The sequence below is a fragment of the [Ruminococcus] torques ATCC 27756 genome (assembly GCF_000153925.1).
GTDB classification, from domain to species: Bacteria; Bacillota; Clostridia; order Lachnospirales; family Lachnospiraceae; genus Mediterraneibacter; species Mediterraneibacter torques.
In genome coordinates, this window is the sequence record NZ_DS264345.1 from 175,205 (window position 1) to 194,280 (window position 19,076).

The 19,076-nt window shown below is 42.9% G+C and carries 24 protein-coding genes and 1 tRNA gene; 22 read left to right on the forward strand and 3 right to left on the reverse strand.

The genetic code is table 11. The features are described from left to right. Nucleotides 1–219: 219 nt before the first annotated feature. Nucleotides 220–696: an acyl-CoA thioesterase gene (locus RUMTOR_RS01995; RefSeq protein WP_004845370.1), complete on the forward strand. Its 477-nt coding sequence runs from the start codon at nucleotides 220–222 to the stop codon at nucleotides 694–696. A gap of 13 nt (nucleotides 697–709) precedes the next feature. Here the strand turns inward: RUMTOR_RS01995 and RUMTOR_RS02000 are convergent, their stop codons facing one another. After that, nucleotides 710–997: a hypothetical protein gene (locus tag RUMTOR_RS02000; RefSeq protein WP_004845371.1), complete on the reverse strand. Its 288-nt coding sequence runs from the start codon at nucleotides 995–997 to the stop codon at nucleotides 710–712. A gap of 38 nt (nucleotides 998–1,035) precedes the next feature. Next, on the reverse strand, nucleotides 1,036–1,545 hold the full coding sequence (locus RUMTOR_RS02005) for a hypothetical protein (RefSeq protein ID WP_009243157.1): 510 nt from the start codon (nucleotides 1,543–1,545) through the stop codon (nucleotides 1,036–1,038). A 133-nt stretch (nucleotides 1,546–1,678) separates the two neighbouring features. On the opposite strand from RUMTOR_RS02005, the gene RUMTOR_RS12985 reads away from it, so the two are divergent. Further along, complete coding sequence (locus RUMTOR_RS12985) at nucleotides 1,679–1,831, forward strand: hypothetical protein (RefSeq protein WP_162776426.1); 153 nt, start codon at nucleotides 1,679–1,681, stop codon at nucleotides 1,829–1,831. Between the two features lie 76 nt (nucleotides 1,832–1,907). Here RUMTOR_RS12985 and RUMTOR_RS02010 read toward each other — a convergent pair whose 3' ends face one another. After that, on the reverse strand, nucleotides 1,908–2,144 hold the full coding sequence (locus RUMTOR_RS02010; protein ID WP_004845376.1) for a hypothetical protein: 237 nt from the start codon (nucleotides 2,142–2,144) through the stop codon (nucleotides 1,908–1,910). Between the two features lie 117 nt (nucleotides 2,145–2,261). Between RUMTOR_RS02010 and RUMTOR_RS02015 the strand changes: the two genes are divergently transcribed. From RUMTOR_RS02015 to cooS, 20 genes are all read left to right on the forward strand, one after another. Further along, nucleotides 2,262–3,191 (forward strand): S8 family peptidase, encoded by a 930-nt coding sequence (locus RUMTOR_RS02015; protein WP_004845377.1) that lies wholly within the window; start codon nucleotides 2,262–2,264, stop codon nucleotides 3,189–3,191. A 56-nt stretch (nucleotides 3,192–3,247) separates the two neighbouring features. Next, complete coding sequence (gene ylxM, locus RUMTOR_RS02020) at nucleotides 3,248–3,598, forward strand: YlxM family DNA-binding protein (RefSeq protein WP_004845378.1); 351 nt, start codon at nucleotides 3,248–3,250, stop codon at nucleotides 3,596–3,598. Between the two features lie 74 nt (nucleotides 3,599–3,672). Then, the gene (gene ffh, locus RUMTOR_RS02025; protein WP_004845379.1) at nucleotides 3,673–5,034 is read left to right on the forward strand and encodes a signal recognition particle protein; all 1,362 of its coding nucleotides are present in this window, start codon (nucleotides 3,673–3,675) and stop codon (nucleotides 5,032–5,034) included. Between the two features lie 46 nt (nucleotides 5,035–5,080). Further along, on the forward strand, nucleotides 5,081–5,326 hold the full coding sequence (rpsP, locus tag RUMTOR_RS02030) for a 30S ribosomal protein S16 (RefSeq protein ID WP_004845380.1): 246 nt from the start codon (nucleotides 5,081–5,083) through the stop codon (nucleotides 5,324–5,326). A 23-nt stretch (nucleotides 5,327–5,349) separates the two neighbouring features. Then, on the forward strand, nucleotides 5,350–5,577 hold the full coding sequence (locus RUMTOR_RS02035; RefSeq protein ID WP_004845381.1) for a KH domain-containing protein: 228 nt from the start codon (nucleotides 5,350–5,352) through the stop codon (nucleotides 5,575–5,577). Nucleotides 5,578–5,711: 134 nt separating this feature from the next. After that, nucleotides 5,712–6,218 (forward strand): ribosome maturation factor RimM, encoded by a 507-nt coding sequence (gene rimM, locus RUMTOR_RS02040; RefSeq protein WP_004845382.1) that lies wholly within the window; start codon nucleotides 5,712–5,714, stop codon nucleotides 6,216–6,218. Nucleotides 6,219–6,245: 27 nt separating this feature from the next. Then, nucleotides 6,246–7,130, forward strand: coding sequence for a tRNA (guanosine(37)-N1)-methyltransferase TrmD (gene trmD, locus RUMTOR_RS02045; RefSeq protein WP_009243153.1), 885 nt, complete (start codon nucleotides 6,246–6,248; stop codon nucleotides 7,128–7,130). A 145-nt stretch (nucleotides 7,131–7,275) separates the two neighbouring features. After that, nucleotides 7,276–8,643, forward strand: coding sequence for an FIVAR domain-containing protein (locus tag RUMTOR_RS02050; RefSeq protein WP_004845384.1), 1,368 nt, complete (start codon nucleotides 7,276–7,278; stop codon nucleotides 8,641–8,643). 115 nt (nucleotides 8,644–8,758) lie between these two features. Continuing rightward, the gene (gene rplS, locus RUMTOR_RS02055; RefSeq protein ID WP_004845385.1) at nucleotides 8,759–9,106 is read left to right on the forward strand and encodes a 50S ribosomal protein L19; all 348 of its coding nucleotides are present in this window, start codon (nucleotides 8,759–8,761) and stop codon (nucleotides 9,104–9,106) included. Nucleotides 9,107–9,470: 364 nt separating this feature from the next. Beyond that, nucleotides 9,471–9,962, forward strand: coding sequence for a signal peptidase I (lepB, locus tag RUMTOR_RS02060; RefSeq protein ID WP_242647681.1), 492 nt, complete (start codon nucleotides 9,471–9,473; stop codon nucleotides 9,960–9,962). Between the two features lie 17 nt (nucleotides 9,963–9,979). Then, complete coding sequence (gene ylqF, locus RUMTOR_RS02065; RefSeq protein WP_004845389.1) at nucleotides 9,980–10,822, forward strand: ribosome biogenesis GTPase YlqF; 843 nt, start codon at nucleotides 9,980–9,982, stop codon at nucleotides 10,820–10,822. 148 nt (nucleotides 10,823–10,970) lie between these two features. Further along, nucleotides 10,971–11,507: a signal peptidase I gene (gene lepB / locus RUMTOR_RS02070; RefSeq protein ID WP_004845390.1), complete on the forward strand. Its 537-nt coding sequence runs from the start codon at nucleotides 10,971–10,973 to the stop codon at nucleotides 11,505–11,507. After that, nucleotides 11,500–12,267, forward strand: coding sequence for a ribonuclease HII (locus tag RUMTOR_RS02075; protein WP_004845391.1), 768 nt, complete (start codon nucleotides 11,500–11,502; stop codon nucleotides 12,265–12,267). The genes lepB (RUMTOR_RS02070) and RUMTOR_RS02075 overlap by 8 nt, the downstream gene beginning before the upstream one ends. Nucleotides 12,268–12,324: 57 nt before the next feature. Continuing rightward, entirely contained in the window at nucleotides 12,325–12,687 is a 363-nt protein-coding gene (locus RUMTOR_RS02080) for a YraN family protein (RefSeq protein ID WP_004845392.1), read from the forward strand. A 4-nt stretch (nucleotides 12,688–12,691) separates the two neighbouring features. After that, nucleotides 12,692–13,540 carry a peptidoglycan editing factor PgeF gene (pgeF, locus tag RUMTOR_RS02085; protein WP_044929400.1) on the forward strand — a complete coding sequence of 283 codons (849 nt, stop codon included), beginning with the start codon at nucleotides 12,692–12,694 and terminating at the stop codon, nucleotides 13,538–13,540. Nucleotides 13,541–13,632: 92 nt separating this feature from the next. Further along, on the forward strand, nucleotides 13,633–14,652 hold the full coding sequence (locus RUMTOR_RS02090) for a mechanosensitive ion channel family protein (protein WP_004845395.1): 1,020 nt from the start codon (nucleotides 13,633–13,635) through the stop codon (nucleotides 14,650–14,652). A gap of 109 nt (nucleotides 14,653–14,761) precedes the next feature. After that, nucleotides 14,762–14,834, forward strand: a tRNA-Thr gene (locus RUMTOR_RS02095). 204 nt (nucleotides 14,835–15,038) lie between these two features. Continuing rightward, a complete protein-coding gene (locus tag RUMTOR_RS02100) occupies nucleotides 15,039–16,436 on the forward strand; it encodes an aminopeptidase (RefSeq protein ID WP_004845396.1) in 1,398 nt (465 codons plus the stop codon). Between the two features lie 190 nt (nucleotides 16,437–16,626). After that, complete coding sequence (locus tag RUMTOR_RS02105; RefSeq protein ID WP_009243147.1) at nucleotides 16,627–17,022, forward strand: RrF2 family transcriptional regulator; 396 nt, start codon at nucleotides 16,627–16,629, stop codon at nucleotides 17,020–17,022. 148 nt (nucleotides 17,023–17,170) lie between these two features. Next, the gene (gene cooS, locus RUMTOR_RS02110; RefSeq protein WP_004845398.1) at nucleotides 17,171–19,075 is read left to right on the forward strand and encodes an anaerobic carbon-monoxide dehydrogenase catalytic subunit; all 1,905 of its coding nucleotides are present in this window, start codon (nucleotides 17,171–17,173) and stop codon (nucleotides 19,073–19,075) included. Nucleotide 19,076 lies beyond the last annotated feature (1 nt).

Sequence of the window (19,076 nt, forward strand, 5' to 3'; positions counted from 1 at the left end):
TGCGGTTATTTGTATATCATATGTCTGTATAATAGTGTATCGGGTATCGGATGTCAAACGGAATATACAGGGGTGATTTTCTAAAATGATTATGATATACTGGCTACGTGAAATCAGAGTAAATAAGAAAAACAGTTTAAGATTCATTTTGTTGCACAATGAAAAAAGCAATAAAAAAATATAAAAGAAAACAAAAAAGTGTAAAAGAAGGAGAAAAGGATGATAGAAGAAAAAAGAGTAGAAGATTCCAGAGTGGAGACGGTTCACATTATCAGACCAAATCATCTCAATGCAGCCGGCCGGCTTTTCGGCGGGATGTTAATGCAGTGGCTTGATGAAGTAGCGGGAATGGTGGCAAAGAGACATACGAGAGCGAACGTCATAACTGCGTCAGTAGATAATCTTCGGTTTATCCATGGCGCATATAAAGGCGAGATGGTTGTTATAGTCGGAAAAGTAACATATGTCGGCACGACATCTATGGAAGTGCGTGTAGATACTTATGTGGAACATATGGAAGATGGGATGCGCCGTCCCATCAACCGCGCGTATTTTACGATGGTTGCGTTAGATGAAGACGACAAACCAAAGCAAGTGCCCCGTCTGATTTTAGAGACAGAAGCGCAGCGCGCGGAATGGAAAGCGGCAGAGAAACGGCGTGAGATGAGGATGAGACGAAAAGAAGAAGGTTTTTAATAAAATATAGAGTCTACTTTCCGTTGTGTTTTCGGAAGAGCGAGGAGGTCATATTGATCGTTCGATCGATCTGCTCCCGCTCTTCTTTGCTTTTTCCGTCTTTTAAAATGTCAAGGATCAAGGTCATTTCCTCCGGTGTAAAACGGATTCCCTGTTTGTTAGCTCCGCTGATGAGAGCCATCATAATAGGAGCCAACTCTTTTCCGGATTTTCCGGAAGTTTTGGAGGCGGCTGTTTTGATCAGTTCTAATTTTATAGGGTCGATATTTTTCATTGCGGGATTATTCATCCAGTCGTTCATATTGGTAATTCCTTTCTATAAATGATTTTAAATATTTTTTAAAGTTCGTTTTCTTTCTTTTGCTGTGCATCTGTCTCATCGTGCTCTTGATTTTGCGAAACGGATGAAAACAGGTCGCTGTACATATGGAACTGTTCTTGAAGATCTGCGGGAAATATGCCCGAGAACAGGTCGGCAGGATTAAAAGAATCGTTTCCCTGACCGTCTTGCGGCTGCATCATTTCCATAAAAGACATCATTTCTTTTAATTGAATCAAAGTATCGAGCATTTCGGCATCTTTTTTGTTCAGATAAGGCCGGAAACTGTCAATAAGATCGAAAGGAGAACTTATGTTTTGATCGCTGTTTCCGGTGGAAAAAGGATCTGCCAGGCTGCGTTGTCCGAAAAGCCGGATCGTTCTTTGAAGTTCAATAAACTTGATAAATGAGGCGAGCATCCGGCGTCCGGAAAATGGGGTGTAAGGGATGAGAAGCTTCATGATCTGAAGTGTAGGCGATGTGACAAGTTCATCAAAAGGCGTCATTCGTTCCGTTTGGTCTTGATCCATTTCCAAAATGCTCCACTGTATAGAGTTGTAAATATATATGTGACTTTGTATAGAAATATGTATTTTGGGAATGTTACTTTTTAGAAAATATTTCATAAAATAGTAAAGAATGGGTACAAGAAAGGAAATGAATATGTCAAGAAAATTAATTATCGATGGGGATGCAGTGTATGAGATTGATGAACAGTGTATGTTGAGACGAAAATTGGAAGAAAATGCCGAGGCGACAAAAGGCAGCAGTGAGAACAAAAAAGGGACGGCAAATAAAGATATGAAAAAGGATTAAATAAAATATAAACAGAAACAGGAAAAGATGCGCGGAAGAGACCGCGCATCTTTTTGAGACAGAGGTGGAATTCAGATTAGCATCCGCATCCGCAGTTGGATCCGCATCCGCCGCCGAAGCTGTTGCCGCCGCAGAAGAGAAGAAGAAGGATGATCCAAAGACAACTGTCATTGCCGCATCCGTTTCCGCATCCGCTGTTCATATTGCCGCATCCGCCGCAGCAGGCGAGAAGAAGGATGATCCAAAGGCAAGAAGACATTCCGTTTCCGTTTTCGCAACCGCATCCGCAGTTAGTAGCTGTTAAATCACTCATGTTAAATCCTCCGAATTGATTATTGTTTACAGTTTTATATTATGCCGGCAGATGAAAAGTGTTCCTTAGGGGCAAAAGTTTCGTGTCGGGAATATTCTGAATAAAAAAGGATTTCTTATGAAATGGGTAAAACAATCAGTCGGATACTGGTGTGATGACATAAAACAGGGAAGATGCATAGGGCAGGGAGTGTGCGTGGCGCTGTTGGATACCGGGATAGCAAGACATCCTGATCTGAAAGGCAGCGTAGTGAAGTTTTGCGATTTTACAAAAGAAGGTAGCCTGCCGGGAGAGAAATGTTATGACGACAGCGGACATGGAACGCACGTGGCTGGGATTTTGTGCGGAAGCGGAAAAGTGTCAGCGGGAGCATACGCAGGCATGGCGCCGAAAGCAAAGCTTGTTGTCGGAAAAGTACTTGATAAAGACGGAAACGGGGATGTTTCTCATGTGATGAAAGGGATTGAGTGGATTTTAAAGGAAAGAAAGAAGTATGGGATCCGAATTGTGAATATTTCTGTCGGTACGAATCCCGGACTTGCAAAAAAACAAAAAGAACTGCTGCTTGATGCAGTGGAACTGCTCTGGGATACCGGTCTTACCGTTGTTGTCTCTGCCGGAAACTACGGACCGGAGGAGGGAACGGTGGCAGTTCCGGGAAACAGCAGAAAAGTGATTACGGTAGGCGTGCCTGACAGCAATCTTCCGTATTCGAGAAAAAGCAGGAAGAGTCTGAATTATTCGGGAAGAGGACCGACGGGAGAATGCGTTGTAAAACCGGATGTTTTTGCACCTGGAACAGGAGTTGTAAGCTGTAACAGTATGTATGGAATGTCGGGAGAACATCCTTATATAATGAAGACGGGAACGTCTATGGCGGCTCCGGTTGTCTCGGGAGCCGCTGCCTGTCTGTTGTCAAAGTACCCTGATATGACAAATGTGGAAATAAAATTAAAGTTAAGAGAGTCATGTGTGAAAATGAAAGGGACAGAATCAGGATGGGGAATGCTTCATGTAGGGAGATTGTTAGGCTGTGATAAAGTGTAAAGAAAAAACACTTGACACCTGAATCTGTTTCGTGTATGATGGCATAGGTGACAAGAATGGATAAGATTTTAGAGCAGGCATTATTATATGATTTTTACGGTGAACTTTTGACCGCGCATCAGAAAGAAATTTACGAACAGTTTGTATTAGACGATCTTTCGCTTGGGGAGATCGCGGCAGATGCGGGCATCAGCCGTCAGGGCGTCCACGATATTGTGAAGCGCTGTGCAAGATCACTGGAAGAATATGAACGAAAACTTCATCTTGTAGAAAAATTTCTTGCTGTAAAGGAGAAGGTTTCCTGCATCGATGAGATATTGCAAGAATGGGAAGAAGAGAAAGAAAACCCCGAAGAAATTATAGAGCGTCTCCGTAAATTGTCGGCAACGATCATCGAAGAATTGTAAATATAGTTGTTTATGATGGCAAGAAAAAAGATGATCATGGCAGATGCAAAAGTAAAATGTAGAGGAGTCAGACAATGGCATTTGACAGCTTAACAGAGAAATTACAAAATGTATTCAGAAACCTTCGCAGTAAAGGCCGTCTTACAGAAGACGATGTGAAGGCTGCGCTTAGGGAAGTTAAGATGGCGCTTCTTGAGGCGGATGTCAATTTTAAAGTCGTAAAAAAATTCGTAAAAGATGTTCAGGAAAGAGCAGTCGGTCAGGATGTTATGAACGGACTGAATCCGGGACAGATGGTTATCAAGATCGTAAATGAAGAACTTGTAAAGCTGATGGGATCTGAGACTACAGAGATCAAACTTCAGCCGGGAAGCGCGATCACAGTGATCATGATGGCAGGTCTTCAGGGAGCAGGTAAGACGACAACGACGGCAAAACTGGCAGGAAAATACAAATTAAAAGGAAAGAAACCTCTTCTTGTTGCGTGTGATGTTTACCGTCCGGCAGCGATCAAGCAGCTTCAGATCAACGGTGAAAAGCAGGGCGTGGAAGTTTTTTCAATGGGAGATAAAAACCGTCCTGCGGATATTGCGAAAGCGGCTCTTGCTCACGCACAGAAAAACGGAAATAATATCGTGATCCTTGACACGGCGGGACGACTTCATATTGATGAAGATATGATGGCAGAACTTCAGCAGATCAAGGAGGCAGTAGAAGTTCATCAGACGATTTTGGTCGTAGATGCAATGACAGGTCAGGATGCGGTTAATGTGGCTGAATCCTTTCATAATAAAATAGGAATAGACGGTGTGATCGTCACAAAATTAGACGGTGATACAAGAGGCGGTGCGGCGCTGTCGATCAAGGCGGTAACAGGAAGACCGATTCTCTATGTCGGTATGGGTGAGAAGCTTTCTGATCTGGAACAGTTTTATCCGGACAGGATGGCATCCCGTATTCTCGGAATGGGAGACGTACTGACACTGATCGAGAAAGCCGGAGCGGAGCTTGACGAAGAGAAAGCGATGCAGATGGCAGATAAGATGAAAAAAGCTCAGTTCGACTTTGAAGATTATCTGATGAGTATGGAACAGATGCGTAAGATGGGCGGTCTGTCAAGCATTATGAGCATGATGCCCGGATTAGGCGGATTAGGCGGGAAAAATAAACTGCCGGATCTTGATTCTCCGGAAAATGACAAGAAGATGGCTCGCATGGAAGCGATCATATATTCGATGACTCCGGAGGAAAGAAAAAATCCGGATCTGTTAAATCCTTCCAGAAAACATCGTATCGCAAAAGGTGCGGGAGTGGATATTTCCGAAGTGAACCGCATGGTAAAACAGTTCAACGAGTCGCGGAAGATGATGAAAAAACTTCCGGGTATGATGGGCGGTAAAGGTGGTAAGAAGGGCAGATTCAGACTTCCCTTTTAACACATAGATAACAAAACAAATTAAAAGAAAAACAGAGGTGGAAAAAATGGCAGTAAAGATCAGATTAAGAAGAATGGGACAGAAGAAAGCTCCTTTTTATAGAATCGTGGTAGCTGATTCAAGATCCCCGAGAGACGGAAGATTTATCGAGGAGATCGGAACATATGATCCGACAAAAGATCCGAGCGAGTTTAAAGTAGATGAAGAACTTGCTAAAAAATGGCTTAACAACGGAGCACAGCCGACAGAAGTAGTAGGAAAGATCTTCAAAGCGGCAGGTATTGAGAAATAAGATGTCCGCGGAGGTGCGTACAGATGAAAGAATTAGTTGAAGTCATAGCAAAAGCGCTTGTAGATCATCCGGAAGAAGTTTCTGTTAATGAAAAAAATGAAGGACGTACGATAGTGCTTGAGCTTCATGTCGCAGAAGGCGATATGGGAAAAGTGATCGGCAAACAAGGCCGTATCGCAAAAGCAATCCGTTCTGTTGTGAAAGCGGCAGCGGCAAAAGAAGACAAAAAAGTAGTTGTCGATATTATGTAATATATAATAAGAAAGTAAGGGGGACAGCGTTCGGTAAGAACAGCCTGCCCCTTTTCTTATGCAACAGTCTGATTTTGCAGAATCGATACGATGGCAGAAAGAGAGAAAATTGATTGGAACAAGGGAGAAGTGGAATGGAACAGTTTTTGCAGGTAGGAGCGATTACTTCCACGCACGGAATTCGGGGAGAAGTAAAAGTATTTCCGACGACAGACGATCCGGCGCGGTTTAAAAAGCTGAAAAAAGTGATTTTGGATACAGGAAAACGTCAGATCGATATGGAGATTCAATCGGTTCGTTTTTTTAAACAGTTTGTGATTGTTAAATTTAAAGGAATCGATAATATTAACGATGTAGAACAATATAAAGGAAGTTCCCTTTTTGTTTCAAGGGAAAACGCGGTAAGTCTGGAAGAAAATGAATATTATATTGCCGATCTGATCGGCATGGAAGTGTTTACAGAGGAAGGACATTTCGGAATTGTAAAAGATGTGATGGAGACCGGTGCGAACGAAGTATATATTATAGATTCGGACGTTCATGGGGAAGTGCTCGTTCCGGCGATCAAGCAATGTATTGAAAATGTAGACGTAGAAAACGGAAAAATGCAGATCCGTCTGTTAGAGGGTCTGATCGGATAGATTTTAATGTTAGGAGAAGCAAAAAGAATGAACTTTCATATACTTACGTTGTTTCCCGAAATGGTTGAAAACGGACTGAAAACAAGTATTATCGGGAGAGCGGTCGCCGGGGGACTGCTTTCGATCGAGGCTGTCAATATACGGGATTTTGCATTTAACAAGCATCAAAGTGTAGATGATTATCCGTATGGAGGAGGAGCGGGAATGCTGATGCAGGCTGAGCCTGTGTATTTGGCATATAAAGATATCGAGGAACGGATCCAAAAGCGGATACAGAATGCAAAAATGCAGAATGCAGAAACGGAAGAACAAGATGCGGAAGTGAAAGTGCAGAATGCAGGGATACAAGATGCAGAAACTGTAAGTCCGGATAAAAAACTCCGTGTTGTCTATCTTTCTCCTCAGGGGAAGACTTTTGACCAGAAAATGGCAGAAGAACTGGCAGAGGAAGAAGATCTTGTTTTGCTGTGCGGGCATTATGAAGGGATTGATGAACGTGTTTTGGAGGAGATCGTGACGGATTACGTCTCTATAGGAGACTATGTGCTCACAGGAGGGGAACTTCCGGCTATGGTCATGGTAGATACGATCTCAAGGCTTGTGCCGGGCGTACTGCACAATGACGTCTCGGCAGAGTTTGAATCATTTCAGGATAATCTGCTGGAATATCCTCAGTATTCCAGACCGGAAGAGTGGCACGGGAAAAAAGTTCCGCCGGTGCTTTTGTCGGGACATCATGCAAACATAGAAAAATGGAGAAGAGAACAGTCGATTCTGCGGACTTACGAGAGAAGACCGGATCTTCTTGAAAAAAGCTCGTTAACGTGGAAAGAAAAAAAGTGGCTGGAAGAGACGGTTAAGGAAAAAACAGTTCACGAAGAGCCGGAAGATGTGACAGAGTGCACGAATTGACATTATTACACTTTTTAGCTTGAATTTCCCGAAAACTTGAAAGTATAAGAATAAAAGGAGTAGAATATTTCGTTGGAGAGGTTGCCGGATATGGGAATCTCTTTATCAAATATATCTTTTATATAATAATAGGGAGGAAGAGAAAATGAAGAAAAACATTTTCAAAAAAGCTGGCAGAGTGTTTACATCACTGGCTCTTGCAGTGTCTATTTGTCTGACGATGTCGGTTTCTGTTTTCGCTAAAAACGGTAACGACTTGGAAAACAAAAACATCAATTATCGCGATTATCTTTATTTTGTGATCGATGGAAAAGATTACAAGATGACAGATCTTACAACAGAGCCGGGCGTAGATCTTTCGGGAAGCAATGTGTCTGCCGAAGTTTACGCAAAAGTTGATATGGATGGTTTGAATGCGGCGATGAAGGCGTCAGGTTCCAAAGATACATTTGTCCTGCACAAGAATACATATATGTCACGTTATGAAAAATCGACAGAGCCGATTGTGTATAATTTCCAGGATGCCGGAAACGGTACATATGCGATCGTAGATAAGTCGGGAGCACATATGACATTGGATAACCTTGCGCATGTAGCTACTGTGGGATTGTATATCGGAAAAACAGCGGACAGCTCCAGCTATTATTTCGGTATGGACGCAGTTGTAACAAATCTTTTCAAACTGAATATTCTTGGAAAAGTGACAGCGAAGGCAACTGTAAACTATAAAAACGCAGAAGGAACGATTTTAAAACAGCTCGAGTATGAGACGGAAACAACAGGATATTGGGGCGAGAATGTTCTTGTAGAATATGCGAATCTTCCGTTGATCGGAACATCTTATAATCTTGCGGGAGATACAACAGGCGCATGGATCAGTTACGGATATGAAAATGAGATCAACGTAACAGTTGAAAGAATTGAGCCGGTCTTTACTGGTCTGGAAACTAAAGTTGCAGAAGTAGAGGAGTTCCTTAACAAAACAGAAGACAAATACACAGAAGAATCAATGACGGCTCTTACAAACGCACTTGAAGCGGCAAAAAATATTCTTGCAAACAAAGACAATGCAATCCAGGCAGATGTGGATGACGCTTTGACGGTGTTGACAGATGCGAAAGACAAGCTTGTTTTGGTTCAGGAAGAAACAGTTAATCTGAAGGCGTTGCAAGACAAAGTTGCAGAAGTAGAAAAATTCCTTGCAGAGACAAAGACAGAATATACAAAAGAGTCTATGAAAGCTTTGAAAGACGCGCTCGCAGATGCAAAAGCAATTCTTGCAGATCCGAAAAATGCAAAACAGGCGGATGTAGATAACGCGTTGAAAACTTTGACAAAAGCAAAAGAAGGTCTTGTACCGGTAACAAGCGACTCGAAAGGAACGGAAGCTGCAAAGCAGGAAGCAAAAGCTCCGGTTACAGGAGATCATTCGTTTGCGGGAATCACGCTTTTGGCATCTATGCTTTGTCTTGCGGCAGGAACGATCGTGTTTGTAAAGAGAAAACACATTTAGGACTTGTCAATCGGCACAAAATATGATAGACTACAGAAGTTGTGAAAAGAAGAGCGATGGTCCTCTGACACATTTTTAGTGTTAAGAACGTCAAATATGAAGGAGGTCACACAAAATGAACGATATCATTAAGAAAATCGAAGCAGAACAGTTGAAAGAAAACGCACCGGAATTTAATGTCGGCGATACAGTAAAAGTATACGCGAAGATTAAAGAGGGAAACCGCGAAAGAATCCAGGTTTTTGAAGGAACAGTTCTGAAAAGACAGGGCGGCGGAGCAAGAGAGACTTTCACAGTAAGAAAGACATCTAACGGAATCGGAGTTGAGAAGACATGGCCGATCCACTCGCCACATGTTGAAAAAGTAGAAGTTATCCGCAGAGGTAAAGTAAGAAGAGCGAAACTGAACTACTTGAGAAAACGTGTAGGAAAAGCTGCAAAAGTAAAAGAATTAGTAAAATAGTAACCAGTGAGAGGGACAATTACAGATTTGTATATTGTCCCTTTTTTGTAATTGCGGCGAGCGAAAGCCCGGGCTTGCCGAGATCTTGGCGTCCGCTTACGATCTTAAATTTTCCGGAAGAGGGAAAAGAAAGATGGCAGAGGCGGGCAGTCGGCAGAAGCGATTAGAGCGGAGGGGTTATGGGAGAGTTAGACTTTCGGAAGAAACGTAAAAATACAAACATACGGGGCACGGCAAGAAAGCAGGGAAAGAATTCCAGACAACGCGAACTGAGATTTGAAAACGAAAAAAGAGAGAAACGGTCTTCCGGTAAACGCTGGGGAAAAAATAAAAAAAAATAACAAAAGGGATCGTTTTGTGGGCAGTGGAACTTTTGCTCGTATGTATGACGGCGGTTTTTCTCGTAGCAGCTTTCGGACAGAGAGTGAATGTTATCGGAGATTCGATGTCGCCTGTTTTAAAAAACGGAAATGTTGTGATGATAAATCACTTTATTTATAATATAAAAGATCCTTCGAGAGGAGATATAGCGGCGTTTCAAAAAGACGGAGACGAGCGGTATTTTGTAAAACGGATCGTAGGACTCCCGGGAGAGACGGTGCAGATCAAAGAAGGAAAACTGCTTATCGACGGAAAACCGCTGAAAGCAGAGTATGTGTCGGATATCGGATATGCGGGAACAGCGTCCGAACCGGTCCATCTGGGAAAAGATGAATATTTCCTTTTGGGAGATAATGAGACTGCCAGTGATGACAGTCGTGAAGAAAAAATCGGCAATATTAAGAAAAAAGAGATTTATGGTGAAGTTTGGTTTGTTATAAAACCGTGGTCAGACATCGGTTTTGTTTCAGACTGATTTTAGGAGGGAGATTCATGCACTTTCAATGGTATCCCGGGCATATGACGAAAGCCCGCAGAATGATGCAGGAAAATATAAAACTGATCGATCTGATCATAGAGCTTGTAGATGCGCGCGTTCCGCTTAGCAGCCGTAATCCTGATATTGATGAGCTCGGGAAAAATAAGGCGCGTCTGATCCTGCTGAACAAATCAGATCTTGCAGAGGAACGGATCAATGACGAATGGATCGACTACTTTAAAGACAGAGGATATTCTGCCGTAAAGGTGAACTCAAAAAAAGGCGGCGGTATGAATCAGATCCGTTCTGCGATTCAGGAGGCGTGTAAGGAAAAAACAGAGCGCGACCGTAAAAGAGGAATTTTAAATCGCCCTGTCCGCGCGATGGTTGTCGGCATTCCGAATGTCGGGAAGTCTACGTTTATCAATTCCCTCGCGGGGAAGGCATGTGCGAAGACTGGGAATAAGCCGGGCGTTACAAAAGGGAAACAGTGGATCCGGCTTAATAAAAATGTAGAATTACTTGACACCCCGGGAATTCTCTGGCCGAAGTTTGAAGATCAGGAAGTCGGAAAAAAACTGGCGTTTATCGGTTCAATCAAAGATGAGATTCTTCAGACAGAAGAACTTTCCACAGAACTGATCAAGTTTTTAAATGCAGAATATGCGGGAGTGCTGGAAGAAAAATACAGTATCGAACATTTGGAAGATGTATATGAATGTCTTACGGAGATTGCAAAAAGCAGACATTGCATCGTGCGCGGAAGCGAACTTGACACGGAAAAAGCCGCAGCGATCCTTCTTGATGATTTTCGCAGCGGAAAGCTGGGGAGAATCTCATTGGAACGTCCACAGTAATTATAAAAAGAAATTCACAAAGCGGGAAGAGAAGATCGTGAACGTCAGATAGAAAAAAAGACTGCGGGCGGAAAATGTGAAGAAAAAGAGCAGAAGCAGCAAAAAGAATGACTGCAAAAAGATGTGCATATAGCAGAGGTTGACTTGAATGAAAGATGTAATAAAAGAACTTGTAGGATGGATCGTATCGATTCTGCTGATCGTGGCGGTATCTTATCTGATCGTTACATTTGTCGGACAGAGAACGCAGGTAAGCGGTTCATCTATGGAGACAACTTTGTCGGACGGAGATCACCTTATCGTAGATAAGATTTCGTACCGGTTCCGGGAGCCGCAGCGTTACGAGATCGTTGTATTTCCGTACCGATATGAAAAAAATACTTACTATATTAAACGGATCATCGGACTTCCGGGGGAAACGGTTCAGATTGTAGACGGATATATTTATATAAACGGAAAACAGCTTGATGAGCATTACGGAAATGAAATAATAGAAGAAGCGGGAATGGCGGCAGAACCGGTTACTCTCGGAGAAGACGAGTATTTTGTGATGGGAGATAATCGAAATAACAGTCAGGACAGCAGGGTGTCCGATGTGGGCGCGATCCATAGAGATGAATTGATGGGGCGCGCGTGGATACGGATCTGGCCGCTTGATCAGTTCGGGGTGATAAAACATGAGTAAAAGTATTGCACAGATCAAAGAAGAATTCGGAAAAGCGGATGAGAAGGAACGAGAAGCGCTGTACAGTATGTATGATGCTGATGCCCGCAGCGGCGTTCAGAAACTGATCGCTTCCTACCGAAAAAAAGAAGAGGCGCTTCGCTTAGAGCGGGAGCGCCTTTCTCTCATGAAAAGTTATGAGAGAAAATACAAAGATGCAGAAATGATATGCGGAATCGATGAAGCGGGAAGAGGACCGCTGGCAGGGCCGGTTGTGGCAGGCGCGGTTATTTTGCCGAAAGATTGTGAAATCTTATATCTGAACGATTCTAAGAAGCTTTCGGCATCGAGAAGAGAAGCGCTCTACGATGAAATTATGGAGAAAGCAGTTGCTGTCGGCGTCGGAATGGCAAGTCCCGCAAGGATAGACGAGATCAATATTCTGCAGGCTACATATGAGGCGATGCGTAAAGCGGTAGAGCAGCTTTCGGTTGTACCGGATCTTCTTTTAAACGATGCGGTTACGATTCCGGAGATGCCCTATCGTCAAGTGCCGATCGTGAAAGGAGATGCAAAAAGTGTTTCCATTGCGGCGGCAAGCGTTATCGCGAAAGTGACAAGAGACAGACTGATGATGCAGTATGATAAGATCCTTCCGGAGTATGGATTTGCACAAAATAAAGGGTACGGGTCGCAAAGTCATATTGAAGCGTTGAAACGTGTCGGAGCAAGTCCGATCCACAGACGTTCGTTTATCAAAAATTTTATTTCAGAAGAATAAAGACAGAAAAAACATTTAAAACAGAATTTCAAAAATTATGAAAAAGAATGTGGTAAAATGAAGCGAAACGTAAAGCAAAACAACAGATCTGTCGGAGCTGTATACGAGCAGGCGGCAGGATATTATCTGGAACAAAACGGTTATGAACTGATCGAGTATAATTACAGATGCCGTGACGGCGAGATTGATATTATTGCAAAAGACGGAGACTGTTATGTGTTTTGCGAAGTGAAATATCGTTCCGGCAGACAGGCGGGCAATCCGCTGGAGGCGGTCGATCAAAGAAAGCAAAAAAAGATTTTTCGGTGTGCGCTGTACTATACGGTACAGCATGGAATTGAAGATGCGCAGTGCCGCTTTGATGTGATCGGGGTGGAAGGTACAGAGATTACGCATATAAAGAATGCATTTGTGGGGTGACGGTATGAGTTTAGGGTTAGTTTATAAAAATGGAGAACATATTTTTGACGAAGTGTGCGGAGAAGTTCCGTTTTTGACATATCCGCTATTTGAAAAGACGGGAGTTGTAAAAAGCGCTTTTTCGACAAGGATCGGCGGAGTGAGCAAAGGCTGTTATGAGTCGATGAACCTTAGTTTTGACAGAGGGGATGACAAAGATGCCGTCATGGAAAATTTTCAGAGGATCGCATCTGCAATCGGAACAAACTGTCACGATATGGTCTTGTCACGCCAAACACATACGGCAAATGTGCGTGTTGTCACGGAAGAAGATAAAGGAAAAGGGATTGTTCGCGAACGGGACTATACAGACGTAGATGGTCTTGTGACAAACGTGCCGGGGATTTGTCTTGTCACTTCTTATGCAGATTGTGTTCCGCTTTATTTTGTAGATCCGATAAAAAAAGTCATCGGTCTTAGTCATTCGGGATGGAGGGGAACTGTCGGAAAGATAGGAAAAGAGACGGTTCGTGTTATGAAAGAACATTTCGGGTGTGATCCGGCGGATATATTGGCGGCAGTCGGACCTTCGATCTGTCAGGATTGCTATGAAGTAAGCGGCGATGTGATTGAAAAATTCAAAGAAGCTTTCGATGAAAAAGATTGGGATAATCTGTTTTACAGAAAAAACAATGGAAAATATCAGCTTGATCTATGGAAAGCAAACGAATCGGTTTTTCGGGAATCGGGAATCTGCAAGGAACATATTGCGGTCACGAATGTCTGTACGCATTGCAATAGCAAGATCTTATATTCACATCGGGAGACAGGTGATAAGCGGGGAAATTTGTGCGCGTTTCTTGCATTAAAATAAAATTTCTTTTAGAAAAACACGGAACAGGAAAAACAGAGAAAAGCAGATCTTATCGAATTGTAAAAAATAAAAGATGAAAGGAAAAATATAGAATGCAGGGGTATCTTATCAGTGTGCTTGGCAAAGCGCAAATGTTTTTCGGCAGACACTTTCTTATGGCTGCGGCAGGCAGCAAAAATGTGTCGCAGTCAGATGCGAATAATGTTCTTGAAACAGCCGGAGAAGTGACGGCTGAGGCAACGGAAGAAGTGAACCGGTTTATCGAGTTTTTTCATGACAATATACCGAATCTGATCAGCTTCGGAGTGAAAGTTGTTCTGGCGCTTATCTTTTTCTTTATCGGGAGTAAAGTGATCAAGTGGATTAGAAAGGTGATCAGAAAATCGTTTGAGAGAAGCAATGTTGATGCAGGTGTGAAACAGTTTGTCGATTCTATGATCAAATTTAGTTTGTACGTTATATTGATCTTCATGATCGCAACAAACTTCGGGGTAGAGTCATCGTCTGTAGCGGCATTGATCGCTTCGGCAGGTGTTGCGATCGGTCTGGCGGTTCAGGGAAGTCTGTCTAATTTTGCGGGAGGTATTTTAATACTTGTTTTAAAACCTTTTACCGTAGGCGATTATATTATCGTGACACAGGAAAATATCGAAGGAACTGTAAAAGAGATACAGATCTTTTATACAAAGCTGGCGACGATCGACAACCAGACGGTAGTTGTTCCGAACAGTATACTGACAAATAACAGTCTTACAAATGTAACCGCAAGACCGGAGCGGAAACTGGATTTGAAAGTCGGCATTTCTTACGAAGCGGATCTTCGCAAAGCGAAACAGATCGTAGAAGAAAAACTGCGTGACGATCCGTCTGTCATTCAGGATGAGGAGAAAAGAGTATTTGTAGATTCGCTTGGAGACAGCGCTGTCGTGATCGGACTTCGGGCGTGGGTCAAGACGGATGAGTATTGGACGACAAGATGGCGTATACTTGAGGAGATCAAGCTGACTTTTGATGAAGAAGGTATAGAGATTCCGTATAATCAGCTGACAGTTCATATGAAAACGGATGAAGAAACTACAAAAGGAAATGGAAATACCCTCGGGGAAAATTAGCGGCGGGAAAATCCACGGGGAAAACGTTTGGAAAAAACTAAAAAAGTAGTTGAAATTTACATTAAAGTAAGATATAATAATTAAGGTTCGTATTAGTACGAATCTTAATGCCGGAATAGCTCAGCAGGTAGAGCACTTCACTCGTAATGAAGGGGTCGTCAGTTCAAGTCTGATTTCCGGCTTAAATAAAAACGCAGTTCCGTTTTTTCGGAACTGCGTTTTTTATGGCGCTCGCCGCGTTCCGGAAAGTGTCTTTCGGCGCTTTATGTGGCTGCGTTTTCCGGTTGAAAATTAAAAAGTTTGTTTACTTTTAAAATACAGAGAAATCGTATATAATAAAGTGAAAATAAAAAAGATCATAAAATAATAAAGAAGGGGACTGCCTTATGGAAAGAAAAAATATCTGGAATTTATACAGCGATGAACAGATTTCGGAACTAAAGGAAATCAATGACAAGTACAAGCGTTGCCTGGATGCCGGAAAGACAGAGCGGGAGTGCGTAGAACTTAGCGTAAATATGGCAAGAGATGCAGGTTACCGGGATCTTGAAGAAATATTAAGATCAGGAGAAACGCTGAAAGCGGGAGATAAAGTATACGCAGTCAATATGAATAAGATGCTTGCTTTATTTAGAATCGGTGAGAGACCGATTTCTGAGGGAATGAATATTCTTGGAGCACATATTGATTCGCCGCGTATTGACGTGAAACAAAATCCTCTCTATGAAAATGAAGAACTTGCTTATCTTGATACTCATTATTATGGCGGTATAAAAAAATATCAATGGGTGGCACAGCCGCTCGCACTGCACGGCGTCATCGTCAAAAAGAACGGAGAAACTGTGAAGGTATCCATCGGAGAAGATGAAAATGATCCTGTATTTGTCATCACAGATCTGCTTGTTCATCTCGCCCAGGAACAGTTGGAAAAGAAAGCGTCGCAGGTGATCGAAGGCGAGAAATTAGATCTTTTGATCGGAAACCGTCCGATAGAGAAAGCGGACGATCTCAAGAAAGAAGAAAAAGACGCTGTAAAACAAAATGTGCTCAATATTTTAAAAGAGATGTACGGTATCGATGAAGAAGATTTTTATTCGGCGGAGCTGGAGATCGTTCCGGCAGGAAAAGCCCGTGACTGCGGACTTGACAGAAGTATGAATCTTTCTTACGGACAGGACGACCGTGTGTGCGCGTTTACGTCTTTATTTGCGATGCTGGATGTGACGGAAGCGAAAAAAACAGGATGCTGTCTGCTTGTAGATAAAGAAGAGATCGGAAGTGTGGGAGCTACGGGAATGCATTCCCGGTTTTTTGAAAATACAGTTGCCGAGCTGATTGCCGTGACAGAAGGTGAATCCGAATTAAAAGTCCGCCGGGCTTTGAGTAATTCAAAAATGCTTTCGTCAGATGTAAGCGCTGCGTTTGATCCGATGTTTGCAGAAGCTTTTGAAAAACGCAGTTCCGCATTTTTTGCAAATGGAATTACGTTTAATAAATTTACAGGCAGCAGAGGAAAATCAGGTTCTAACGATGCAAACGGCGAATATATTGCGGCTCTTCGCAGAACGATGGACGAGGCGCAGGTGGCATACCAGTTTGCGGAGCTTGGAAGAGTCGACCTTGGCGGAGGCGGAACGATCGCTTATATTATGGCCAATTATGGAATGGAAGTGATCGACAGCGGAGTGGCTGTACTGAACATGCATGCTCCTTATGAAGTATCAAGCAAAGCCGATGTGTATGAGGCTGTGAAAGGATATAGAGCATTCCTGCGTATGGAATAATCGAACAAATACACGGGAATATATTTTTAGAATATATAAGAAATTATATTAACATCAGTAAAAAACATTCTGATGATGTGAAAAGTTACAAAAAATATATAAAATAAGAAATAAAACAGGTGAAAGTGTAGAATGGATTGTTGACAAAAATACTCTACATTGATATAATTCTAACAAAGCAGGTGATGATGTGCTCTTTACGAAAGAGAGTGATTATGCCATTCGTGTTATAAGAGCTTTACAAGATGGCGGTAAGAAAACGATAAAAGAACTTTGTGAATTAGAACAGATACCATCGGCGTTTGGTTATAAGATTCTTCAAAAGATGAACAAATCCGGATTGATCGAAATACGCAGAGGCCCAAAGGGCGGGTATCAGCTTGCAAAAGATATCGGCGAATTTACATTGTATGACGTAGTAACGGCAATCGAACCGGACTTTGCGGTTATGGAATGTGTTCATCACTCTTGTATCAGAAATGAAAGCAAAGAGGGATGTGCGGTTCACAGAGAACTTCTTGGAATTCAGCATTCGGTAGAAAAGCTTTTGAAAAAAAAGACAATGGCTGATATTTTAAAAAAGTAGCATCTGTGTAGAAAATGATACACAGATGACAAAGTGGGTGTATGCCCACTTTTCTTTCCGACAAAAAGTGGACTAAAAATATCCATTAAAACAGACTCACGTGCGCAGCAGAAAACTATTTATATGAAGTGTTAAGGAGGAAGAACAGATGAATCAATGTTATGGATGTACGACTTGTGAAAGTGCGGATAAGCCGTTGGAGGGGTTTATTAAAAACCTTCCGCTGGAAACGTCTCACCATAGAGTGGAAGGTCAGAGCACAAAATGTGCTTTTGGACTTCAAGGAGTATGTTGTCGGCTTTGTTCAAACGGACCGTGCAGAATCACACCGGATGCCCCGAGAGGAATCTGCGGTGCAAATGCAGATACGATCGTTGCGAGAAACTTTCTTCGTGCGGTAGCGTCCGGCTCGGGGTGCTATATCCATGTCGTAGAGAATACGGCAAGAAATGTGAAAAATGCAGCGCAGAAAAAGAGTGGGATAAAAGGAGAAGGAGCATTAAATAAACTGGCGGCTCTTTTTGAGATTGAAGAAGAGGATATGTACGTCCGGGCAGAGAAAGTTGCCGATGCGGTTCTTGCGGATCTGTATCTTCCCGAATATGAGAAAATGAAACTTGTAAAGAAAATGGCATATGCGCCTCGTTATGAAAACTGGGAAAAACTCGGCATCCTTCCGGGCGGAGCAAAATCGGAAGTCTGTCATGGAGTTGTCAAATGTTCGACAAACTTAAATTCAGATCCGGTCGATATGTTAAAAGATTGTTTGAAACTTGGAATTTCTACAGGTATTTACGGGCTGACATTGACGAATCTTCTGAATGATATCGTGCTCGGAGAACCGAAGCTTCGTCTGGCTCCGGTCGGTCTGAGGGTGATCGATCCGGATTATATCAATATTATGATTACAGGACATCAGCATTCGATGTTTACATATCTTCAGGAAAGGCTTACAGATGCGGATATTACGGAAAAGGCAAAACAGGCGGGAGCAAAAGGGTTTAAGCTTGTCGGATGTACTTGTGTCGGACAAGATCTCCAGCTTCGAGGCGCGCATTATGAAGATGTGTTTGACGGACATGCCGGAAATAACTACACGAGCGAAGCGATTCTCGCCACAGGCGCAATCGATGCAGTGATTTCGGAATTTAACTGTACTTTGCCGGGAATCGAACCGATCTGTGACGAATTGAAGATCAAACAGCTTTGTATTGACAGTGTGGCGAAAAAAGCAAATGCAGAGCTGGAAGAATTTGACTTTGAAAACAGAGAGCAGGTAACGGAGGAAATTATAGATAAAGTTCTTCTTTCTTATAAAGAGAGAAGAGGCGCGGATTGTGCGTCGGAAGAACGGGTAGAACTGAATCTGATGGAAGAGCATGGCAATGAACGTACACTTACAGGAGTCAGTGAAGGTTCCTTGAAAGAATTTCTCGGCGGAAATTGGAAGCCGCTTGTAGATCTGATCGTATCAGGCGATATTAAAGGAGTTGCGGGAGTTGTGGGCTGTTCAAACTTGACGGCGGGAGGACATGATGTCCTTACGGTAGAACTTACGAAAGAGCTGATTGCCCGGGATATTATCGTTTTGACGGCAGGATGTTCTTCGGGAGGAATTGAAAATTGCGGTTTGATGACGCCGGAAGCCGCACAGTTTGCAGGACCGAAACTTCGCGCAGTATGTGAAAAACTGGGGATTCCTCCGGTGCTTAATTTCGGACCGTGCCTTGCGATCGGACGTTTGGAGATCGTGGCGACGGAACTTGCGGAGACGATCGGCGTCGATCTGCCTCAGCTTCCGCTCGTGCTTTCGGCGGCGCAGTGGCTTGAGGAGCAGGCTCTTGCGGACGGCTGCTTCGGTCTGGCGTTAGGACTTCCGCTTCATTTAGGACTTCCGCCGTTTGTAACGGGAAGCGGCGCGGCTGTAAAAATATTGACAGAAGATATGAAAGAATTGACAGGCGGGCAAGTTATCATTAATCCGGACGCAAAAGAATCTGCCGATATTTTGGAAAAGATTATTCTGGAAAAGCGCGACGCGCTTCATATATAGG